Source organism: Microcoleus sp. T3_B1, assembly GCF_036700445.1.
GTDB lineage: Bacteria > Cyanobacteriota > Cyanobacteriia > Cyanobacteriales > Microcoleaceae > Microcoleus.
On sequence record NZ_JAUBOX010000063.1, the window covers coordinates 1 to 19,542 of the forward strand.

The 19,542-nt window shown below is 43.4% G+C and carries 18 protein-coding genes; 12 read left to right on the plus strand and 6 right to left on the minus strand.

Annotated elements, in window-relative coordinates:
- Nucleotides 1-122 precede the first annotated feature (122 nt).
- From QT990_RS25840 to QT990_RS25850, 3 genes are all read left to right on the plus strand, one after another.
- Nucleotides 123-1,052 (plus strand): LD-carboxypeptidase, encoded by a 930-nt coding sequence (locus QT990_RS25840; protein WP_333143995.1) that lies wholly within the window; start codon nt 123-125, stop codon nt 1,050-1,052.
- A gap of 165 nt (nt 1,053-1,217) precedes the next feature.
- Complete coding sequence (locus QT990_RS25845; RefSeq protein WP_333465918.1) at nt 1,218-2,000, plus strand: hypothetical protein; 783 nt, start codon at nt 1,218-1,220, stop codon at nt 1,998-2,000.
- A gap of 298 nt (nt 2,001-2,298) precedes the next feature.
- On the plus strand, nt 2,299-2,499 hold the full coding sequence (locus QT990_RS25850) for a hypothetical protein (protein WP_333465919.1): 201 nt from the start codon (nt 2,299-2,301) through the stop codon (nt 2,497-2,499).
- 553 nt (nt 2,500-3,052) lie between these two features.
- Here the strand turns inward: QT990_RS25850 and QT990_RS25855 are convergent.
- Nucleotides 3,053-3,484, minus strand: a complete 432-nt coding sequence (locus QT990_RS25855; protein WP_333465920.1) for a transposase — start codon at nt 3,482-3,484, stop codon at nt 3,053-3,055.
- 1,099 nt (nt 3,485-4,583) lie between these two features.
- Here QT990_RS25855 and QT990_RS25860 point away from each other — a divergent pair.
- Both QT990_RS25860 and QT990_RS25865 read left to right on the plus strand, forming a co-directional pair.
- Nucleotides 4,584-5,954, plus strand: a complete 1,371-nt coding sequence (locus QT990_RS25860) for a condensation domain-containing protein (RefSeq protein WP_333465921.1) — start codon at nt 4,584-4,586, stop codon at nt 5,952-5,954.
- An 86-nt stretch (nt 5,955-6,040) separates the two neighbouring features.
- Nucleotides 6,041-7,147 (plus strand): glycosyltransferase family 4 protein, encoded by a 1,107-nt coding sequence (locus QT990_RS25865; protein WP_333409734.1) that lies wholly within the window; start codon nt 6,041-6,043, stop codon nt 7,145-7,147.
- A 113-nt stretch (nt 7,148-7,260) separates the two neighbouring features.
- Here QT990_RS25865 and QT990_RS25870 read toward each other — a convergent pair whose 3' ends face one another.
- On the minus strand, nt 7,261-8,226 hold the full coding sequence (locus QT990_RS25870; RefSeq protein ID WP_333409735.1) for a glycosyltransferase family 2 protein: 966 nt from the start codon (nt 8,224-8,226) through the stop codon (nt 7,261-7,263).
- 56 nt (nt 8,227-8,282) lie between these two features.
- Entirely contained in the window at nt 8,283-10,220 is a 1,938-nt protein-coding gene (locus tag QT990_RS25875) for a hypothetical protein (protein WP_333409736.1), read from the minus strand.
- Between the two features lie 165 nt (nt 10,221-10,385).
- On the opposite strand from QT990_RS25875, the gene QT990_RS25880 reads away from it, so the two are divergent.
- Nucleotides 10,386-11,009 carry a TenA family protein gene (locus QT990_RS25880; RefSeq protein ID WP_333144004.1) on the plus strand — a complete coding sequence of 208 codons (624 nt, stop codon included), beginning with the start codon at nt 10,386-10,388 and terminating at the stop codon, nt 11,007-11,009.
- 37 nt (nt 11,010-11,046) lie between these two features.
- On the opposite strand, the gene QT990_RS25885 is transcribed toward QT990_RS25880, so the two are convergent.
- Together QT990_RS25885 and QT990_RS25890 are read right to left on the minus strand one after the other, a co-directional pair.
- Complete coding sequence (locus QT990_RS25885) at nt 11,047-12,186, minus strand: mannosyltransferase family protein (protein ID WP_333300760.1); 1,140 nt, start codon at nt 12,184-12,186, stop codon at nt 11,047-11,049.
- Nucleotides 12,187-12,284: 98 nt separating this feature from the next.
- On the minus strand, nt 12,285-13,577 hold the full coding sequence (locus QT990_RS25890; protein ID WP_333144006.1) for a pentapeptide repeat-containing protein: 1,293 nt from the start codon (nt 13,575-13,577) through the stop codon (nt 12,285-12,287).
- 119 nt (nt 13,578-13,696) lie between these two features.
- Here QT990_RS25890 and QT990_RS25895 point away from each other — a divergent pair, with 119 nt between their 5' ends.
- The gene (locus QT990_RS25895) at nt 13,697-14,152 is read left to right on the plus strand and encodes an aspartyl protease (RefSeq protein WP_333465922.1); all 456 of its coding nucleotides are present in this window, start codon (nt 13,697-13,699) and stop codon (nt 14,150-14,152) included.
- 64 nt (nt 14,153-14,216) lie between these two features.
- Nucleotides 14,217-14,672, plus strand: a complete 456-nt coding sequence (locus QT990_RS25900) for an aspartyl protease (RefSeq protein WP_333409741.1) — start codon at nt 14,217-14,219, stop codon at nt 14,670-14,672.
- 379 nt (nt 14,673-15,051) lie between these two features.
- Here the strand turns inward: QT990_RS25900 and QT990_RS25905 are convergent, their stop codons facing one another.
- Nucleotides 15,052-15,564: a DUF1648 domain-containing protein gene (locus QT990_RS25905; RefSeq protein ID WP_333409742.1), complete on the minus strand. Its 513-nt coding sequence runs from the start codon at nt 15,562-15,564 to the stop codon at nt 15,052-15,054.
- 175 nt (nt 15,565-15,739) lie between these two features.
- Between QT990_RS25905 and QT990_RS25910 the strand changes: the two genes are divergently transcribed.
- The 4 genes from QT990_RS25910 to QT990_RS25925 all read left to right on the plus strand — a co-directional run bounded on the left by QT990_RS25910 (nt 15,740) and on the right by QT990_RS25925 (nt 19,338).
- On the plus strand, nt 15,740-16,966 hold the full coding sequence (locus QT990_RS25910) for an RNA-guided endonuclease TnpB family protein (protein WP_333465923.1): 1,227 nt from the start codon (nt 15,740-15,742) through the stop codon (nt 16,964-16,966).
- A 96-nt stretch (nt 16,967-17,062) separates the two neighbouring features.
- Entirely contained in the window at nt 17,063-17,623 is a 561-nt protein-coding gene (gene def / locus QT990_RS25915) for a peptide deformylase (protein WP_333144010.1), read from the plus strand.
- Nucleotides 17,623-17,823, plus strand: coding sequence for a hypothetical protein (locus QT990_RS25920; protein WP_199292547.1), 201 nt, complete (start codon nt 17,623-17,625; stop codon nt 17,821-17,823). Before def ends, QT990_RS25920 begins: the two co-directional genes overlap by 1 nt.
- A gap of 177 nt (nt 17,824-18,000) precedes the next feature.
- Nucleotides 18,001-19,338, plus strand: coding sequence for a PrsW family glutamic-type intramembrane protease (locus tag QT990_RS25925; protein WP_333144011.1), 1,338 nt, complete (start codon nt 18,001-18,003; stop codon nt 19,336-19,338).
- The last annotated feature ends 204 nt before the right edge of the window (nt 19,339-19,542 follow it).

The following is a 19,542-nucleotide window of genomic DNA, read 5'->3' on the forward strand; positions in this document are numbered from 1 at the left end:
TTGTATTTATGGGTGGGTGGGGGCGGGTTTTCGAGATGGTCTGTTTCAGTCAGAAATTGTCTGTAAAACCCGCCCCTACAGAATTACGATCGATTCACAAAACACGATATAACTAATAACTAATGACTAACATAAAATTTCTGCAACCAGGAGATTTGCTCAAAGTAATTGCCCCTAGTGGCAGTTTGCGAGAATCAACCAACTTTGAACGGGGTGTAGAAATTTGGAAATCCCGTGGCTATCGACTTGAATTAACACCGGGTTTTGACGATCGCTGGGGCTATTTGGCCGGTTCCGATGAAAACCGCGTCCGACAGTTGGCAGATGCCCTCAATGACCCGGATTGTCGCGGTATTCTGTGTGTTCGAGGCGGTTTCGGCAGCACTCGACTTTTGGAAAAAGGAAATGTGGGAGATTGGGCAAATTCCCAATTTCCAACTCCCAATTCCCATTCCCCGAAATGGTTAATCGGCTTTTCCGACATTACTGCTTTGCTGTGGAATCACGACAAATTGGGCATTTGGGGCGTTCACGGGCCGATGCTGACAACTTTGGCGGATGAACCGGATTGGTCTGTCGATCGACTTTTTGACTGCATAGAAGGTCGTCCCTTACAATCTTTGCAAGGTAAAGGATGGGGCAGATCAAAAGCCACCGGGCGGCTGTTTCCTGCGAATCTGACTGTGGCTTCTCATTTGCTCGGAACCCCGTATCAACCGGATTTGACCGGGGTTATTCTCGCATTTGAGGATGTTTCCGAGGCTCCTTACAGGGTCGATCGAATGTTGACTTTGTGGCGGATGGCGGGGGCTTTCGCTGGGGTGCGGGGCATTGCTTTGGGGCGCTTCAGTCGCTGCGAGATTGAGCCGAGTATTCCCAGTTTTAGCATTGAAGAGGTTTTGCGCGATCGGCTGGGGGACTTGAATATTCCGATTGTCTCGGATTTGCCCTTCGGGCACGAGGGAGTTAACGCTGCTTTGCCAATGGGAATTATGGCGAGTCTCGACGCTGAATCGGGATTGCTGATTTGTGGCGATCGATCGCAACTTTAGATTAGGGCTCAACGTCTATAACTTTAACATGAGATTTTGCACCCGCTAAATAGCCGGGTTGGGTGAGGTTGACACGGTTGGCAGAAATTACATTTAAAATGGATTGTGTATGCAAATGTCGGCACAAAAAAAGCAAAAAGATTTTAAAATTTTCCAGAGGTTGATATGAAAGCACACAACTTGTTAAACAGTATTGCTGCCGCAGTCCTAGTTACGGGATTGGCACTTACCGGAATTTCCTCAAGTGCGGTTGGCGAACAGATAGGTAATAACGATCGCATTGACGGAGTAATTCGTCGCACTTCCCCGATTTACCGTTTCCGAAATATGTGGACACCCGGAACTCCGACGGAAGAATTGCGCGGTCAAGAATACACATTCAGCGCAAGGGAAGGCGACAACATTGAAGTTTTTTTAGATACAGATAGAAGTCGCGGTTTTACTCCCGTCATGGTGCTGTTTTACGGGAACAACAAACAAGTCGCTTTTACGCTAGACCGTTCTTTTAATTATCAAATTCCCCGTACTGGCGATTATAAGCTTTTAGTGTTAGCAAAAGATGCAGCCAGGGGCGGTAGCTACACGCTGGAAGTTTCGGGAATTGATGGGGGCAACAGACGATCTCGCAATTCGCGGGACGATTGGTACACGAGGCGAGATGACGGCCGAAATGACGGTCGATATGACAGAGCACAGCTTCTGGAAGATGATTTTGGCTTGCGGTCTGTTGATTGTCGCGAGAGACGTTCTATGGTGAGAGTCAGGTTTGACGATGGTAATCAAGACTCGACTTACTGCGCTGTCCCGACTAGAAACTTTCCGGCGGGAGATTATTACTACAATTCGCGGACTAGAGATTTAGATTCGGCGAGGCGGAATGATAGTAGATTTGATGCGGGCCCAGATCAATGTCGGGTAGTGGTGGGCGGAGTCTGCGTGACGAGATAGTAGGGTGCGTCCCTATTTACAATCTAGAAATAAACTCGAAAATGTCACAGCGACGCACCCTACAAAATACCGTGGGTACGTCGCTATTTACAATCTAGAAATAAACTCGAAAATCTCGCAGCGGCCCACCATACTTACGGCTGCGTCGCTCTGTATAATCTACAACTAACCTTCATAACCGGGTTTTTCACGCTCATCTTTAAGCTGCAACGCGTCTTTCGGAAAAAACCTGGTTTATGACTACCCGTGCGTTCAGGATTATTGGTATATTAATAATATGAATGATGTGGCAAAATGTATGAGCGTTAAAGAACTTGAAACAGCAATTATGAACTTGTCAGTTAAGGAACTATCCGAACTCACTACTTGGCTGATAGAGTATCGCCAACAGGTTTGGGATAGGCAAATTGAAAACGATTTGGAGGATGGGCGGTTAGATGCGCTACTTGATGAAGTCGATGCAGAGTATGAAGCGGGATTGGCTAAAGTGGGTCGATAATCACCATTTTACCAATATTGTTTTCTGACTCTACTTTTTCGCGGATGCTGCTCTCATAAATTTGCTTAGCAAGCTTTGCGACTTCTTCGTGACTTAGGAATGAAAAATCAATAATATCATGTCCGATCGATTGACCATAATATCCCGGTCGGGCGGGTTTTTGATATTGTCAATTATTGGCAGATATTGTTGGTGAGGGGAACCCCTACCTGATGTCGGGCGAAGCGAAGCGGAGGGAATCGACCGGACATAATATAAGTTGTACAATTAAACCCCAGAAGCCTTGCTCCAAGGTAAACTATTGCTCTATTAGTCACCTTATTTATTTTTCATTACTTAATAGGATTGTTTGCCTAAATAACTTCCTAGCGCTAATTTTCATTATAGAACTTTCTTCATTATATCTTAGGCCAATACTCCCGACAGTTTTTAAGCAGCCAGAGTAAGCTGTTACGCATTTAAACAACTAACGAACCAGGTAAGGTGCGTCAGCTACAACACTTACGCTTACAAGGGAAACGCTTATGTACGCTCCGCACCCTACAATTGTCCTTTAAATGTCGAACAGCTTACCATAAGACAAGACGGAAGAAAGATTAGGATGATTTAAAATCAAATCTGGGTCTAAATATAACTTGTCAATCAAGGTACAAAGTAGGTGTTTATTGAATTCCAGACGTTTATAAGAGGTTATTGAAAACACAAAAGACTTGGCAGATGAATGACAAGTAGAGAGTTTATGTTTAGCTAAATTGAAGGCAATAAGACTGGCATTAAAATGAAAATTAAGCCGCGGTAAATGACGAGCTTGGCAATCAGACAATCCCGTAAATTGCTTGACATCACGAAAAATAAATTCGATATGAAAACGAGCCTGATAATATTCAACAATTTGCTCAGGCAGCAGGTGAATATCAGTGCTAAACAATAACGCATTTTTGATATTTCCCTTGGCTTGAACATCAGAAATACAAGCCAAACTCATCTGGCAATTTAAACAACAACTCGCCTAGTACCAATGTATATAATGAAACTCCCGCTTTTATTTTTTTAATAAATTTAAGACGACTCAAATCACTAGAGTTAAATTTACCATCATATTTGTGAGGTGCTCCCAGTTTTTTTGTTCACCTTTATAGAGATAGCGTAAGTTAGCATCAACTCGCTCGCTTGCCAATAAAGTTTAAATTTAACTCCCGCACAGCATCCCAGAATTTAGAGCGATATTAATAGCCATCAGCGACCATTTGTACGTACATAACTGGGGAAGAAATAACGAGTATTATTCAAATGTTTTGCATAGTCATCAACTCTTGTGATGTCAGGCTTTAAACTTGAAAATTCCGGTTTTTTTCGACTTTTTTTAGACCAGCAATTCTTCGGATTTTGGGGCAGTTTTTCGCGGGCTTTATTTGAGGGCGTGATGGAGTTTGCTGTAGGCTTAAGCTATAAGATAAACGACTATCTATTTCGACAATAGAAATTACAGGAATTTCCAACCCCTGTTCCGATTTACCAGCTACACCCTTATAAAAATAAGCTTTACCGTCAGTCTTTTGGCCAGTTTTTATAAAAAAAAACACTCAATACCAGCAATGACTGTGTGTTCAGGATTTAAGGCAGATTCGAGCAAATATTGATTAAATGGTGGAAAGTTAAAGCTTTTGAGAAAGAGAGGACGGTAGGTTTTTTCGCTCAAACAACTATAACGACTGAGATTCGTGAAGTTGACAAAACAAAAGGATCAGCAAAATATTTTAGAATAAAGTGATTAAAAACTTCTTTTGGGGTTGACTAATCCTCGGCATTTGTTGTAAGATGGATTCCATAATTTTCCTAATGGAATCTGTTAAGATTGTGTGATTTTATAGCTTAACCTAAAAGAGCGCCTTTTTTTCTGTTCATTTTGGGTTCAGATTGCACTCACTTTTTTCGCTTCTGTGCTTTATTGCGTAAGCGTTGCTTGCCGAAGGCATCGCATCCCTATTTAAAAATAGTCCGGAGTATTGTTACAAACCACTCAATTTTGGATAATTGAGCAATTGCATAAATGTAGATAAACTTTGAAATCAGAGAAAATCCAAATGAAATCTTTCAGCAGAAAACTTGGTTTGGTAGAAATGTGGATGGCGCTCGGCCATGACGTGGGAGGTGGACTAATTGTAAATGTTGTCTATCTGGAAGGGATTTTAACACCGGATGTTATTCAACAAGCTCTTAAATTAGTCCAACAGCGTCATCCCATGCTCCAAGTTTACATTGTTGAGTCTGAGGATGGATTATATTTTCAATCGTCAGGAATAACGGAAATTCCAGTCCAAATTATATACAAAAAAGATGAAAATGAAGCAATTAAAGTTGCCGAGAAAGAAATACATACAAAATTTACACTAGGGAAAAATCCTCTGTGTCGCCTAACTCTTTTGTATTCTCCTCAGAATCAAAATACCTGTGAAATGATTATTACCTTTCATCATGGAATTGTAGATGGCATATCATGTATGCGCTTTATTGATGACCTGTTATTTTATTGTCAAAAAATCAAGGATGGAGAGAATATATCTCAAGTAGACTCCCTAGAATTTATTCAGCCCATAGAAAATTTAGTTACTTATAATATTACCAGTAAAGAACCAAGGGAAAATCATCCACTCGCAACTGAACAACCCTCTCTACCACCCCAATTAATTATTGAACATCCAGCATCCGCTAACGAACGTTTAACTCGGATGTTACCGCGAATGCTTAGTCAAGAAAAAACTAAGATACTAATTGATAAATGCAAACAAGAAAAAACCACTGTGCATGGTGCTATGTGTGCGGCAATGCTATTTGCTGCTGGTAAATTACTATCAATAGATACACAGGCAAATTTCTCCTATGGTTTACCTGTAAATTTGAGAAAATATTGTGAGCCTGAAATCACAGACCAAAATCTAGGTTGTTTTATATCTGTGCTGGGTTTTAATCAGTTAGTTGAGCCAAATACATCTTTTTGGGATTTAGCTAGAGAATGTAAATCCCAAATACATGATTCTTTAATTAGCGGTGTCCATATAACTAGACTACAAGAAGGTAAATTACGTAATCTTGACATGGATTCCATGAAGGAACTCGTGATTAAGTCTATCTTGAGTAAAGAAGATACTATGGGAAGAAATAATCTTTTTGCAATTTCTAATAGAGGCAAATTTCAATTCCGGCATCAAGCCGATAAGCTAAAGGTTAAGGAATTCTACTTTGCTTTTCCTCAACATATTAGTGGTGATTGTTTTTGGTTAGGTGTTCTCACGCTAAACGAGCAGTTATTTTGCAATTTTATTTATGTAGAACCTGTAATCAGCGATCGAACAGCACAGTTATTTGCTGATGATGTGATGACAGTCATAGAAAAAGTGTGTATCAATCCAAATTTGACGTTAACAATGTTGTGTGAGTCAGTCACACAAAATTAAACTCTTTTAATTTCTGGGATTTATTTGACAAAAATATAAGTTTATTCTACAATATTTACGTCAACAAATGGTAAAAATCAAATAATATGAACTGGGACAATAAGTCACTTGTAATTTATTCAAATTTTCCCTTTCATGTAGAAGATTGGTCTCCTTTATCTGTGAATAAAGGTATTGGCGGAAGCGAGGAAGCGATCGTTTACTTAAGTCAAGAATTCGTTAAGTTAGGCTACGCGGTTACTGTTTTTAATCGATGCGGTGATATGGAAGGGGAATATAATGGAGTAGTTTATCAGTCTGTTGATAAATTTAATCCCCAAGATAACTTTAATGTCTTAATCTTTCATCGGGCTTGGACACAACCTATGCTAATGAAAGTGAAAGCCAGAAAAACTGCGGTGTGGATGCACGATAACCCGCAATTATTTCCTCCTTTAGAAGAGTCTCAGCGTGTGGAATTTCTGGCAAGTTTTGACAAACTTTTTATGTTGTCAACTTTTCATAAATCTCTGCTGCCAGACTGGATTCCTGAAGACAAGATTTTTTTAACAACCAATGGGATTAATCTCGAAGATTTCAATTTAACAGGAATTGCTAGAAATCCCAAAAGGCTAATTTCGATTAGTGATTATACAAGAGGTATTGAACATTTACTTATACACTGGGATAAAGTTATCAAAGAAGTACCAGATGCCGAGTTTCATGTTTTTTACGGTTGGCAAGTGGTTGATGCTTTAATTAATTCACAATTAATTAATAAATTTCCACAATTACCAGTTCAAAAGCAAAAATTAGTGCGTCTTTTCAACCAGAAAAATGTTTATGAACATGGTAGAATTGGACAACAAGAATTAGTTGAAGAATTATTCAAATCGGGAGTATGGGTTTATCCTTGTCATACACCTGAAAGTTTCTGTATTAGTGCTTGGAAAGCGCAAGCTGCTGGTTGTGTTCCGGTGGTGACAACTTATGCAGGTTTAGATGAAACTGTGAAATCAGGTATCCGAATTAAAGGGCCTGCTGGGGATGAGGAAACTAATAATGCTTTTATTGCAGCAGTGATTGACTTGTTAAAAAATCCTGAGAAACAAGACTCTTTAAGACAGGAAGCATTAGAACTTAAAGATTCATTTGGCTGGGATAGAGTCGCTCAACAATGGCATCAGGAGTTTATATCGGCTGAAATTAAGTAGAAAATAATGAATCCACAACCCGCATTTTGAATGTGGTTCAGGGTTCAGGTGATTCAGCCGACCCACCATACAACCGCTATCTTTAGGCCGTCAAGATAGTAAAAAAGTCCTGCTTATTTACCATTTTTTTGACGTAGTGGCTCGAAACCCGCCACTTCTGCCAGCGTATAAAGTGGCCGATCCTTCACCTCCTCGTAAATCCGCCCCACATACTGACCCAAAATCCCAATACTCACCAACTGCACCGCACCCAAAAAGAAAACCGCCATAATCACAATTGTCAAACCAGTTAATGCCGAACCAGGAGAGAAAAGACGCCAATACAAAACCAAAAAAGCCATCAAAACAGACACGAAAGCCGAAAATAAACCCAAATAAATTGACAGTTGCAAAGGAACTTTTGAAAAAGACACTAAACCGTTCATCGCCAAAGCGAAAGATTTACTAAAGGTATACTTAACATCGCCAGCAAAACGCGGATCGCGTTCAAACTTAACTGCCGTTTGTTTAAAACCAATCCAAGCGCGCAATCCCCGAATGTAGCGGTTGCGTTCAGGCATGGCATTCAGTACGTCCACCACGCACCTATCCATCAAACAAAAATCTCCGGTATCTATCGGAATATCAACATCAGCAAGATGGCGCAAAATGCGATAATACATATAAGCCGGCAACCGCTTAAGCCAACCTTCTTGACGGCGTTGAGTGCGCTGAGCGTAAACCACTTGATAGCCCTGCCGCCACTGTTCTACCATATCCATAATTAGCTCTGGCGGGTCTTGCAAATCGCCGTCCATGATGACTACAACTTGACCTCTAGAAAAGTTTAAACCAGCAGTTACAGCTATTTGATGACCGAAATTGCGCGCAAAACTGAGGTAACAAATTCGCGAGTCTTTTTCGTGCAATTCTCGCAAAAGTTCGAGAGAGCGATCGCGACTGCCATCATTGATTAAAATTAATTCTACTGGGCCGTCCATTCGAGCCATCACGGCACTAATTCGCCGGTAAAGTTCAGCTAAATTTTCTTCCTCGTTATAGATGGGAATTATCAAGGAATACTTAGGTCTATCGTTCATCGCAGTTTATTTAGGGGAATCAGGTTTTCAACTGTTAAATCAAATAAATCCAAAGGTTATTTTTTCACAAATACACTTAGTGGCTCCATTGACCATTTTTGTAGGTAAATTTGATTTTTTACAACCATCTCTTTTCCTTGTCGGTCGTCATTTTTTGTAGCTGAGTAAATTATGGCACAAGGGGTAAAACTTTTGTAAGGTTCCGAGTTGAGCTTTTGCTGGACAACAGGATCGATAGTGGAAATGTGCTCGATGCGAGGTGCTGGTTTTCCCGACTCTGCAAACATTACCCACAAGGGATATTCCCAGACATTTTTAGCCCAAAATGACAGTCCTATATTCGTGCAGTTTTTAGATTTAACAAAATCTACTGCTGTATTGTAAGCAACCTCGATGTTCGGCCGACTTGCAAAGTAAAGCTCGTGTCTGCTGCTATTAAAAATGTTACTATCTCCCAGAAGAGGTCTAAAGTTGTTGTAAAAAATCCAAGGTAGCGACATGACAATCAGAATGGCGACCAGATAATTCGCTATTTTATGATTTGATAATTCCGATGCGGCTAATCCAAATAGTGGGGAAAATAATACAAATATTGACATGTGATGTCGGCTGTGCCAAGGCTGCAATTTCAGCAGAAGACACAGCAGTAAAAATGCCATTATTACAGCACTTAAATAGGTTAATACTATTTTTGTTTTTCTCCAACTTGGGGTGTTAAGTATAAGTGGGATCGTGGCAAGTGTCAGCCAGAAGTGAATGGGATTTGTAGCTGTGTTTTCATTAAATGACGGTGTAGCGATCGCAAATACTTGTCCGGGAGGCCAAGTGATGCGCGGGTCGTTTGTAGCTACGCCCAATATTCTGTGCAGGAGGTTGATACCTCCCACAATTATACCATTAATTCGGGAAATCCTCGTACCGGCTTGCATACCTAAATTTCTAATTACATTTGACAGAAAAGTTGGCAGGGTAAATACTTCTATTTTATATTCTTTAGTAAAACTTTGAGGTGCTCCGATCGCATAACCGAATAAATCGTAATTTCGCCAAAAGTGACCGATATTCAAAACTAAAGTCACCGTGGCTATTATCAAAATTGGTGGCAGCATCTTCCCCCGAAAAGATTTAATTCCTCCTACAATAAACCAAACAATAAAAGGCAAACAAAATATATAAGCTGTCGTTTTTGTCAAGAGAGCTAGACCCAAACTAGCACCAATTTTAAAAGTATTAAACCCGGTAATTCCTGCGGAGAGTCCTGCTAAACCGCAGCCAACAAAACAAACTACCCAGAAACATACAGCATAATCGTTTTGAGTGCTAGAACCCTGGAGGATACCCATTGGCAAAGTCGCAGCAAAAACAGCAGCAAAAACTTGACCGCGTAAATTAGCGCCCAGTTGCTTAGCAATTAAAGAAACTGCGATCGCGCTTCCCACCATACTCAACCACTGTACCAAATTAGCAAAGCGATCGCCCCCGCTTAAAATCTGAAAGTGCATAATCGCAAACTCAGCCCAAGGCGGGTGATACAACTGTGGCACATAAGAAGTAGGATAATGCTCGACACTACGGTTTTGCATCCAGTGCACAACCCGGCTCATGTGATAAGTCATAGAATCCCAATTGTTAGGCGGTGCAACTACAGCAATCAAACCCACCGCAGCAAAAATAAATAATACACCGCCTAGCAACCCCAGTAAGAAATTCGGAAATTTCTCATCTTGATTTTTCTCCACAATTGGCTGGACAATTTTAAATTTTAGATAAAAAATCAACAACAGAATATCTACTACCAACCACAGCCCGAACACCCACTCAAAAGTCAGCAACCTAAATAAACTAAAAATTTCAGTAGATAAAGCAACAATAACTCCCGCCACAATTGCTGCGGACAAAATAGCGCTGCGCCAACAATTATCTATTTTATGAAATATGAGAAACAAAATGCCCAGAGCCACCAATGGAATCAAGCCGAATATATCTGTTATCATAGATTGGGAGCCTGAATTTAAGACAGGACGCTCAGCGCGGGAAGGCTAAAACCCAGGTTTTATTGTTAATTCCTGGTTGTCTTTCCCCACTGTTTTATAGTATAAACCATGTGGTTTGCGTAAGTCCTCTAACAATTACCATCATAACGGAGAGATAAACAAATCATGGCTAATTCTAACTATCTTTGGCAAGCCAATCAAGACTTAAGCGAAGCTTGTCTGCAACATCCCTTTGTCAGAGGCATTGCTGACGGCAGCCTGCCCCAAAATAGTTTTGCCTATTACGTTGCACAAGACGCATTTTTTCTGGGAGCATTCGCTCGCGCTTACAGTATCGCTGCGGCAAAAGCACCCGACTGGGAGGGGTTTGAAATTCTCCACAATCTCGGTAGCGGCGTTTTAGAAGAACTTCGTTTGCATCAAAAATATGCAGCCAAATGGGGTGTAAACTTGCAAGAGGCAAAACCGGGAATTGCTACCCGCCGCTACACAGATTTTTTATTAGCGACAGCCTGGGGCAGTGGTGTAGGTTTGACAGTAGCCGCCATGACTCCTTGCTTGCGGTTGTATGCTTTTTTGGGACAGCAGCTAGCTAAACCTAATATACCGGAACACGCCTTTAGGGACTGGATTTCCACCTATAGCAGCCCGGATTTTGAGATTTTAGCAAAGCGGCTGGAAAGTTTGGTCGATCGCTACGCCGAAGCGACGCCGGAAGTAGAAGCAACCTATCACTACGCCATGCTGTGCGAAAGAGACTTTTTTCAGGCAGCTTGGGAAATAGAGTAAATTAAGTTTGGGCAAAAGATATTAAGAGCGATCGCCCCTAAGCTACCCACAGCCAACTAGCAAATCTCACGGAAAAGCGCAGCAGATATATACCAAACAATCCCATCAACCCGTAACCCCAACGAGGCCTATCCGCCAATAACAAGCCAACACCTATTGACAGTGGCACAATACCGTAAGCGTAGCGCTCTACCGAGTGTAAAGCTCCCGAAGTAACCAGCAGGGCCAAAGAGCAAAAACCGAAGCAAATGATTGTAATGCTCAACCTTTTTCGTAAATACCACAACAAAAAGCCACCGCCAAAAACCATCCCAACTTTAGTAGCACCGGACAAGCTGAAACTGAACAAGTCCTTAAATATCTCCCACCAAGTAGGCTGAGGCCAGTGTTTTTGGATGTGAATAAATGCTAAAGGATCTCCCAAATTAATAGCACAATATAAAATAAATGAAAAAAACCCGATCGCGCTACCAAAACCCGCAGCATAAGCCAGGGGAGGTCTTTTTTCCCTCCAAGCTGTCAGCAAAAAAGTAGGTATCAGGGCTACTCCTGGCCCTCTAGTAGCAGTCGTCAAAGCTCCCCAAAAAGCCGCCCAAATATACTCGCCCCTTTCAAAAGCTCGTAAAGCCGATGCTGTCAGGAACAAAAACAATCCTTCTGTGTATATGACAGTGCAAAATAGTGAGAACGGACACCAAGCTAGCACAGCAGTTGTCCACTTGGCTGCACCAGTATCGTATCGCTCTTCCACCCAAAAGTAGACCACGGCTAAGGCACCCAGAAAGGCCAAACTATTGATGAGTACCCCTGCTACTTCCACTTGCATTCCCAGAGTCGTCAACCCACGCATCAGCAAAGGAAACAGGGGATAAAAAGCCACAGAATAGTTCGGCCCGTCATCTGCATAGGTGTAGCCTAAATTAGCGATTTGGACGTACCATTTACCGTCCCAGTGCGAAAACAGTTCCCAGCCACTTTTGGGAAGGAAGCCACTGGCAAAACTTAGAGGGGCCCAATCCTCTGGCGGGAGGGAGGCTAAAGGAGCAATTATCTGCATCCCGATCGCAATTACCGATCGGCTCAGAAACCACATAGCAATTACAAAAATTAGCCCGTCCCTGCTTTTGGAGCGCGGACGGTGCCCAATTACTTCTAACCCTAAATCAGTATTTGTCATCCCTAAAACAGCGCAAGACTGTAGATTGAGAATTCAAGTATAGTCCGCTGCCAGCGAGATCGCCAAATATATACGCAAGTACAGCCGTACTGCTAATTTTAACGTCCCAGTTTATTGGGAATCCCTTCGCAGCCGCCGGGAATAGTCTCTCTCGACTTCGAGCCGCACCAAGCGCAGCAGTAATAGCGCTGCTCCTCCGACAGCCGCTTGACACCGGTGAAATCAACACGTTCAACCACAGCGCCAGTATGTTCCCCCGTTTGATAGTTGGGAAATTCGGTACGGCTGCGGGGAGATGCAGTTTGTGCCGAGCCGTAGAATAATGCGGCTGCTCTCATGTCGGCGCGAGCGAGATTGGCGTCGTACAAGACAGCGCGCGAGAGGTTGGCTTTCACTAAATCGCACTTGCTGAGATTGGCGCGGACGAGGTTGGCTTCGCTCAAATCCGTCCACCGCAAATCGGTGCCAGCCAGGTCAGCACCCGCTAACATGACATTGAGATCGATAACGCGGATACCGTGCTCTCTATCTTCAGCGTAGCCGCCGTCGCCGTCAAAGATGGGGCGGCCTAAAAGCCGATCGCGCTTCAGAGGAGTAACCAATCTAGACTGCGACAAAAACCGCAGAATTTTAGCTTTACCTTCAGCATCTACACTGCTCATAATCGCAGCCGTGCGGCCTTCTGCGATCGCCCTTTCCTGCGGCCAGTCTTCCAAAAACCCTTGTTCGTCAAGGGCTAAGTCCGAAACCCCTTGAAAATAAGCATCGATCGTTTGCTGCTGCGTAATTCGATTTTGCTGAATCGTCAAATCTTTCGAGATCACGTACTGCCGCCAAGCCACGTAAACGCCCAAAATTGCGATCAAAATTTGGCCCAAAGCGCCGATCAACTCGCCGAGAGCCCCGATGGCGTCCCAGTTGATTTGGATGTTGCGGCTTCCCGGTTCAGTATTACTACCGCTGAGCATCAGCAAGCCAACAATCCCAGCTAAAAGCCCGAAGCAGGCGACGATCAGAGTGCGCCAAGTCGGCGGAATTACCTGCGCCCAGATTTTGCCCCAACTCGGCCACATCAGTCGCAGCGATATGCCGATCGCACCGACAGCGCCAATTAAGCCCAGCCAAATGTTGTCATTGGCCAGCCCAAAAATCATCGCTGCGATCAACCCCAGCGTCAGCGCCGCCCCCGACTTCTCAGCAGTCGTTTGTTCCGGCTGCTGGGGCAGAAAAACCTTGCGAGTTGGAGGCGGCGGCACCGGTTTTTCCGGTTCAGCAGTAGCGACGATTGTCCCTGATTCTGGTGGCACAGTAGGGTTCGCACCGTTCTGACTTTCTACAGTCACGTTAGACTCAGGGCGATTGGGTTGAGAAGAGTTGTTTTCTGGTGTCATGCGTTGAGGCAAATTCTAATTTTAGCCGATCACTAAAACGATTTTAACTAACCTAGCAGTATTCTAGATAATATTACAATATAAATCTCCACTAATTACACTCAAAGAGGTAACATAATATGACACTGGTGCTGCCCAATATGCAAGGCAAACAAATGGGTCAAGTTCTTACAACAATCACCGTAACGAATCGCATCGATCAAGTCCTAGCTGAGCGGGGGTTCATTCCTGCGGCTGAAATTCGTTCATTAACTCTCGATAAAGTTTTAGTAGATAGCGGAGCCACTCTGCTTGCCTTACCAGCTTTCATTATCAGCCAGTTGGGTTTAAGCCAGCTTGGAGAAACCAATGTAGAAACTGCTGCGGGAATCAGAAAAGGGCGGATTTTTCAAGATATTATGCTGGAAGTTGAAGGGCGACAAGCAGTGTTTGACTGCCTGGAAATGCCCGAAGGAGTTGATGCGGTTTTGCTGGGCCTGATTCCGATGGAAAGGCTAGGCTTAGAACCAGATTTAAAAAATCCACGGCTGCGAGTATTGCCGATGAATGAAGAACAAACATATCTGATGGTTTAATATTGGAGCGGACGAAACAGCCCAAAGATGTACCATAAAATCCACTCAAAGAGGTAACATAATTATGACACTCGTACTCCCCAATCTGCAAGAAAAACAAAGGGGTCACGTTGTTACAACAATCGCCGTCACGAATTTCATCGATCTAGTTATGGCTGAACGGGGATTCATTTCTGCTGAGGAAGTTCGCTCTGTGACGATCGATAAGGTGATTGTCGATACCGGAGCGACACTGCTTTCCCTGCCAGCTCTCATTATTAGCCAAATCGGTTTAAAACAAGTAGGAGAAAGAGATGTAGAAACATCGGCTGGCATCACAACAGGTCGAATTTTTGCCGGCGCTCAAATTATTGTAGAAGGGAGAGAAGGGAGATTTGATTGTTTAGAATTGCCCGAAGGCGTTTCTGCTGTTTTGCTGGGCGTGATTCCAATGGAAGAACTAGGATTAGAACCCGATTTGAAAAATCAACGGCTGCGAGTATTGCCGATGAACAATCAGCAAACATATCTGATGGGTTAGTCGATCGGCGTTTACCGCACCACAAACCTCTGGGCTGTGATTCCTCTCATGTCCAGTCAATCGATTTTAGATTTTAGATTTTAGATTTTGGATTGACCCCACGGATAAATTCGGGGGCTTGAGGATTTTAGATTTTAGATTTTGGATTGATTCCACGGATACATCACGTGGCGGGTACCATCAAGAAATTCTTGGTCAATTACCCGCCCTCAAAAATGTTTGTAGTGAGGACTAAACTCCTCAGAAAAAAAATGAGTAATTTATTCCTCATTCTTAAAAAAATATTGATTTTGAGAGGTTATATATTATTAACTGCGGTTTAAAAAATGCTCAAAAAACTTAGTTTTTGGGTATATGTAATAAGTTTTTTGCCCTACATCTAGCGAGCCGAATAAGCCTTGAGTAAATACAGGTCAACCGTCCCTAAAATCAAAACAATTATCCCTAAAAGCAACTCCATACTAAACCTTTGAGCATTGCCCAAAGCGACAAGAATTTGCTGTCGCACCACAAACGCCAACAGCCAGCAAATCTCCGCCTTCAGCCAAACCAAAAGGCCTCGCCCCAACAGATATTGCCGGTGAGCGTTCTCAGAAGTAATCCGTACCGGATAATTAAAAGTATGCCGATAGCGCGATACCACAGTTAAAACCGCAAAAATAATCGCAGCCACAGCCGGCACGATCCAAATCGTCACCTTGTCGCCCCAAGCATCAGCCACCCCCCCCAAGCCGAAATGAATCGGAATTCGATCGGGCAAAACCGCCCAAAACTTGACGATGAGCAAAACAGCCAGCAAAATCGCGATCGCACCTAAAAGCTCTACCGCCACTAAAACAGGCGAAAGCCCCAGAGAAATAACCGGCCGTTGGTTTGGTGCGTTTCCAGTCATGGCTACTTAACTAACAAGCGGGAAGTCCCGCACTCTAATGGTAGTCCGTTGAGTGCCGGGATGAAAGCGTACAGAACAAGTGGGTTCGATGCCCACTTGTTCGCTTTGCGATCTTTGCAGATCGGCAAAACCTTTGATATAATATTTACTATTAATAGCAATTACCAGTAAGTAAATGCTACGCAAAGTTGTCAAAGTTCGTTTATACCCTACCGATCGGCAGTCCCAGCATCTGGCACAGAGTTTTGGTTGCGCTCGTTGGTGGTGGAATTACGCGCTTAATAAGTCCATTGAAGTCTATCAAGAGACTGGCAAAGGGCTGGGACAATCTGCATTAAATGCTTTACTGCCAGCACTAAAAAAGGAATATGAATGGTTAAGTAACTGCTACAGTCAAGTGCTACAGGCGGCTACGCTTAATCTCACGACTGCCTATAAAAACTTTTTTGACAAAAGAGCTCAGTTTCCTAAGTTCAAGTCAAAAAAGCATAAGCAGTCGATTCAATACCCCCAAAATGTTCAAGTCGTTTCTGACTCTGAACTCAAGTTCCCTAAACTTGGAGTAGTCAAAGCAAAATTACATAGACCGATTGACGGAAAAATCAAAACTGTCACAGTTAGCCAAAACCCTTCGGGTAAATACTTTGCTGCAATTTTATTTGAGATTGAAGGTGAAAATCCAGAAATTTCTACCTCTGGGAAAATCGTTGGGATTGACTTAGGATTAAAACACTTTGCGATCGTTGCCGACGGCACTAAGATTTCTAAGTTTGAGAATCCTCAACATTTTGTAAAATATCAACAAAATCTCAAGCGTAAGCAGCAAAAATTAGCGCGTAAAAAGGATGGTAGTAATTCTCGCAAAAAAGCTAAAAAATCAGTGGCTAAGGTACACGAACGGGTAGCCAATAGTCGGCATGATTTTCTGCATAAACTCAGCGCAAATCTGGTCAACAAAAACCAAGTTGTCATAGTAGAAAATCTTCATGTTAAAGGCATGGTTCGTAATCATTGCTTAGCTAAAGCTATATCTGATGCTGGCTGGGGAATGTTTGTCAATTTCCTGAGCTACAAATTAGACCGCACAGGCGGTAAGTTAGTAGAAATTGATCGATGGTTCCCTAGCTCCAAAACCTGTTCAGTTTGTTTGCATCAAGTCTCGGAAATGTCTCTAGATGTGCGCGAGTGGACTTGCTCTCACTGTGGCACTCATCACGACAGAGATGGCAATGCTGCAACAAATATCAGGAATGAAGGTATCAGAATGCTAAAGACGGATGGAACGGCCGTTTCTGCTGTTGGAGGGGAGGTAAGTCCAAAGGTGGGGCGTAAGTCCAATCTGAGGCACTCCCCTACGAAGACAGAAGCCCACGCTGTATGCGATAGCATCAGCGCTGGGTAGTTCACAATTAGATTAATATTGGAAATAATAGTATTGGTTCCAATTTCCTCCCCCAACAGCTTTCGTTGGGGGTTTCCAAACATCCCGCGAGGTTCTATGACGGCTCAGGTCTTGATTGAAAAGAAAAAGTTAGAAAAACCGCCCCTAACAATACACACATTAGGCGATCGCGTCCTGCGGCAGCCAGCTAAGCGCGTCAAAAGCGTCGATGCAGAAATTCGGCAGCTAGTCCGAGAAATGCTGCAAACCATGTACAGTGCGGATGGCATCGGTTTGGCAGCCCCCCAAGTCGGAGTCCACAAACAAGTAATCGTCCTCGACTGCGACCCGGAAAACCCCGCCACACCCCCAATGGTTTTGATCAATCCCACCATCAAAAGTAGCAGCAGCGATATCTGCATCTTGCAAGAAGGGTGTTTGAGCATTCCGGGAGTTTATTTAGAAGTCAAACGCCCAGAAGTCATTGAAGTCTCCTACCGCGACGAATACGGCCGCCCACAAACCCTGATAGCAACAGATTTACTGTCGAGGGCAATTCAGCACGAAATGGATCACCTCAACGGAGTGCTGTTTGTAGACAGAGTAGAAAACAAGCTGGCACTGAATGAAGCATTAGTCAAGCAGAAATTTTCGCCAAAGGCAGTAAAATCAGTATGATGGCAGGAACTCCGAAAAGTGGTTTACTATTAGCTCTTTCGTGCATCACTGCGATCGCGGCAGTCGGCTCCATCTTTGAGCTGTCATCGGGAGAAGCTCAACTTGGCAATTTAGTCACGGGCATCATCCTCGCCCTGAGCGTACCGCTAACTGGCATATTTTTCTATGCTGCCGTTCAGGATGCCAGGGCAAATCTATAAGCAGAGTTATTAGTCATTAGTCATTAGTCAGCAGTTATTAGTAATTAGTAATTAGTAATTAGTCAGCAGCTAACAACCAATAACTGTGGAATAAAGATTGCTCAAAAATAACATCAGCTAACAGCTCGTGAGCTCATGACCAATGACTAATGACTAATGACTAATGACTCATAACTCATGACTAATGAAATCGGATTTCTGCGACAAGTGCCAGCCAAAGATGCTCTGGAAACCCCAGTATCCAAGTACCAACTTTCTGAAGAAGGGGAATGGGTCATCGGACGCGATCGCAATTGTCAAATAGCTTTAGAGTCGATCGCCCACGGCATGGTTTCCCGTCGCCACGCCCTGATCCGTCCCCTAACTCAGGGTACTTTGACGAGATGGGAAATTTGCGACCTCAACAGCGCTAACGGAACTTATATCAACGGAAAAAAGCTCTCTGGCTGCCAAACTTTAGAAACAGGCGATCGCATCAGTCTCGGTATTGACGGCCCTGAATTTATATTTGAATCTCCCGTAATCCCTTACCAAAATCAACCCGGATTAAGAGCACCACAAACGGGCAATTTTGCTGGTAGCGAAAAAGACGCTCTCACTTTAACTCAATTATTCCCGATCGCCTCCACTGGCAAACAATTAAGCCAAAAAGCTTACTTATATCCAGGTATCGCCACAGTTATTGTTGTCGTGTCGATGTTTGTCGCCGTTGGAAATTCCGCAGCATTCAACTTGCTGCTGTCAGCTTACCTCGCCGGTGCGGCTTACTACTTTATCTATCAACTATGCGGCAAACACAAGCCTTGGTGGGTATTGCTTGGTTCGGCTTTAGCTACAGTCCTGATTCTGAGCAGCCCCTTATTAATTGGATTTATATTCGTATTTAGAGAAATTTTGCCCGGTCGCCTGCCAATCGAAGGCGAAACAATCAGTTTTTTGCCTTTTTTGACCAGAATGTTTTTCGGGGCGGGTCTGATGGAAGAATTGCTGAAAGCCCTGCCCGTTTTGGGAGCCATGTTGCTGGGAAATTGGCTGAAAAATCCCTGGCGCGATCGAGTCGGCGTTTGGGAACCTTTAGACGGAATTCTGTTAGGAAGTGCCTCGGCAGTCGGGTTTACACTGTTAGAAACTCTGGGACAGTACGTTCCCAATGTCATCCAAAATGTCACCCTGCAAGCAGGGCCGGACGCCGGACAATTAGTAGGATTGCAGTTGCTAATTCCCCGCATTTTGGGTTCCGCCGCCGGACACATGGCTTACAGCGGCTATTTGGGATATTTTATCGGTTTGAGCGCCCTCAAACCCAGGAAGCGCTGGCAAATTTTGGGCGTAGGTTATTTCAGCGCTTCGGCACTTCACGCTTTGTGGAATGCGTCGGGAGCCGCCAGCGTACTTTTGTTGGCGTTGGTGGGAGTTTTGTCCTATGCGTTTTTGGTAGCCGCGATTTTGAAAGCCAGAGCTCTGTCTCCGAATCGAGAGCAAAATTTTGCAACTCGAATATTTTCTGAAAAGTGACTTCTGACCATTGGTAACAATTTAAGCTAAGAAAGCATTTGTCAATCAGCAATTATGCTCAACATTTACTCGGATTTGGGCATAAAACTGAGATTTGGGCGGTTGAGGAATCATGCCTCCCATGATATTTATACGTACTTTCTCTCAAATCGTGAATTTTCCACTCTTAAAAAAGCAGTTTTTTGAGTAATATTACTGATTGAC

Excerpts from the sequence above, each read along its gene's own strand:
- QT990_RS25840 (WP_333143995.1), top strand. The coding sequence starts at position 123 with ATGACTAACATAAAATTTCTGCAACCAGGAGATTTGCTCAAAGTAATT.
- QT990_RS25845 (WP_333465918.1), top strand. The coding sequence starts at position 1,218 with ATGAAAGCACACAACTTGTTAAACAGTATTGCTGCCGCAGTCCTAGTT.
- QT990_RS25850 (WP_333465919.1), top strand. The coding sequence starts at position 2,299 with ATGAGCGTTAAAGAACTTGAAACAGCAATTATGAACTTGTCAGTTAAG.
- QT990_RS25855 (WP_333465920.1), bottom strand. The coding sequence starts at position 3,484 with ATGAGTTTGGCTTGTATTTCTGATGTTCAAGCCAAGGGAAATATCAAA.
- QT990_RS25860 (WP_333465921.1), top strand. The coding sequence starts at position 4,584 with ATGAAATCTTTCAGCAGAAAACTTGGTTTGGTAGAAATGTGGATGGCG.
- QT990_RS25865 (WP_333409734.1), top strand. The coding sequence starts at position 6,041 with ATGAACTGGGACAATAAGTCACTTGTAATTTATTCAAATTTTCCCTTT.
- QT990_RS25870 (WP_333409735.1), bottom strand. The coding sequence starts at position 8,226 with ATGAACGATAGACCTAAGTATTCCTTGATAATTCCCATCTATAACGAG.
- QT990_RS25875 (WP_333409736.1), bottom strand. The coding sequence starts at position 10,220 with ATGATAACAGATATATTCGGCTTGATTCCATTGGTGGCTCTGGGCATT.
- QT990_RS25880 (WP_333144004.1), top strand. The coding sequence starts at position 10,386 with ATGGCTAATTCTAACTATCTTTGGCAAGCCAATCAAGACTTAAGCGAA.
- QT990_RS25885 (WP_333300760.1), bottom strand. The coding sequence starts at position 12,186 with ATGACAAATACTGATTTAGGGTTAGAAGTAATTGGGCACCGTCCGCGC.
- QT990_RS25890 (WP_333144006.1), bottom strand. The coding sequence starts at position 13,577 with ATGACACCAGAAAACAACTCTTCTCAACCCAATCGCCCTGAGTCTAAC.
- QT990_RS25895 (WP_333465922.1), top strand. The coding sequence starts at position 13,697 with ATGACACTGGTGCTGCCCAATATGCAAGGCAAACAAATGGGTCAAGTT.
- QT990_RS25900 (WP_333409741.1), top strand. The coding sequence starts at position 14,217 with ATGACACTCGTACTCCCCAATCTGCAAGAAAAACAAAGGGGTCACGTT.
- QT990_RS25905 (WP_333409742.1), bottom strand. The coding sequence starts at position 15,564 with ATGACTGGAAACGCACCAAACCAACGGCCGGTTATTTCTCTGGGGCTT.
- QT990_RS25910 (WP_333465923.1), top strand. The coding sequence starts at position 15,740 with ATGCTACGCAAAGTTGTCAAAGTTCGTTTATACCCTACCGATCGGCAG.
- def (WP_333144010.1), top strand. The coding sequence starts at position 17,063 with ATGACGGCTCAGGTCTTGATTGAAAAGAAAAAGTTAGAAAAACCGCCC.
- QT990_RS25920 (WP_199292547.1), top strand. The coding sequence starts at position 17,623 with ATGGCAGGAACTCCGAAAAGTGGTTTACTATTAGCTCTTTCGTGCATC.
- QT990_RS25925 (WP_333144011.1), top strand. The coding sequence starts at position 18,001 with ATGACTAATGAAATCGGATTTCTGCGACAAGTGCCAGCCAAAGATGCT.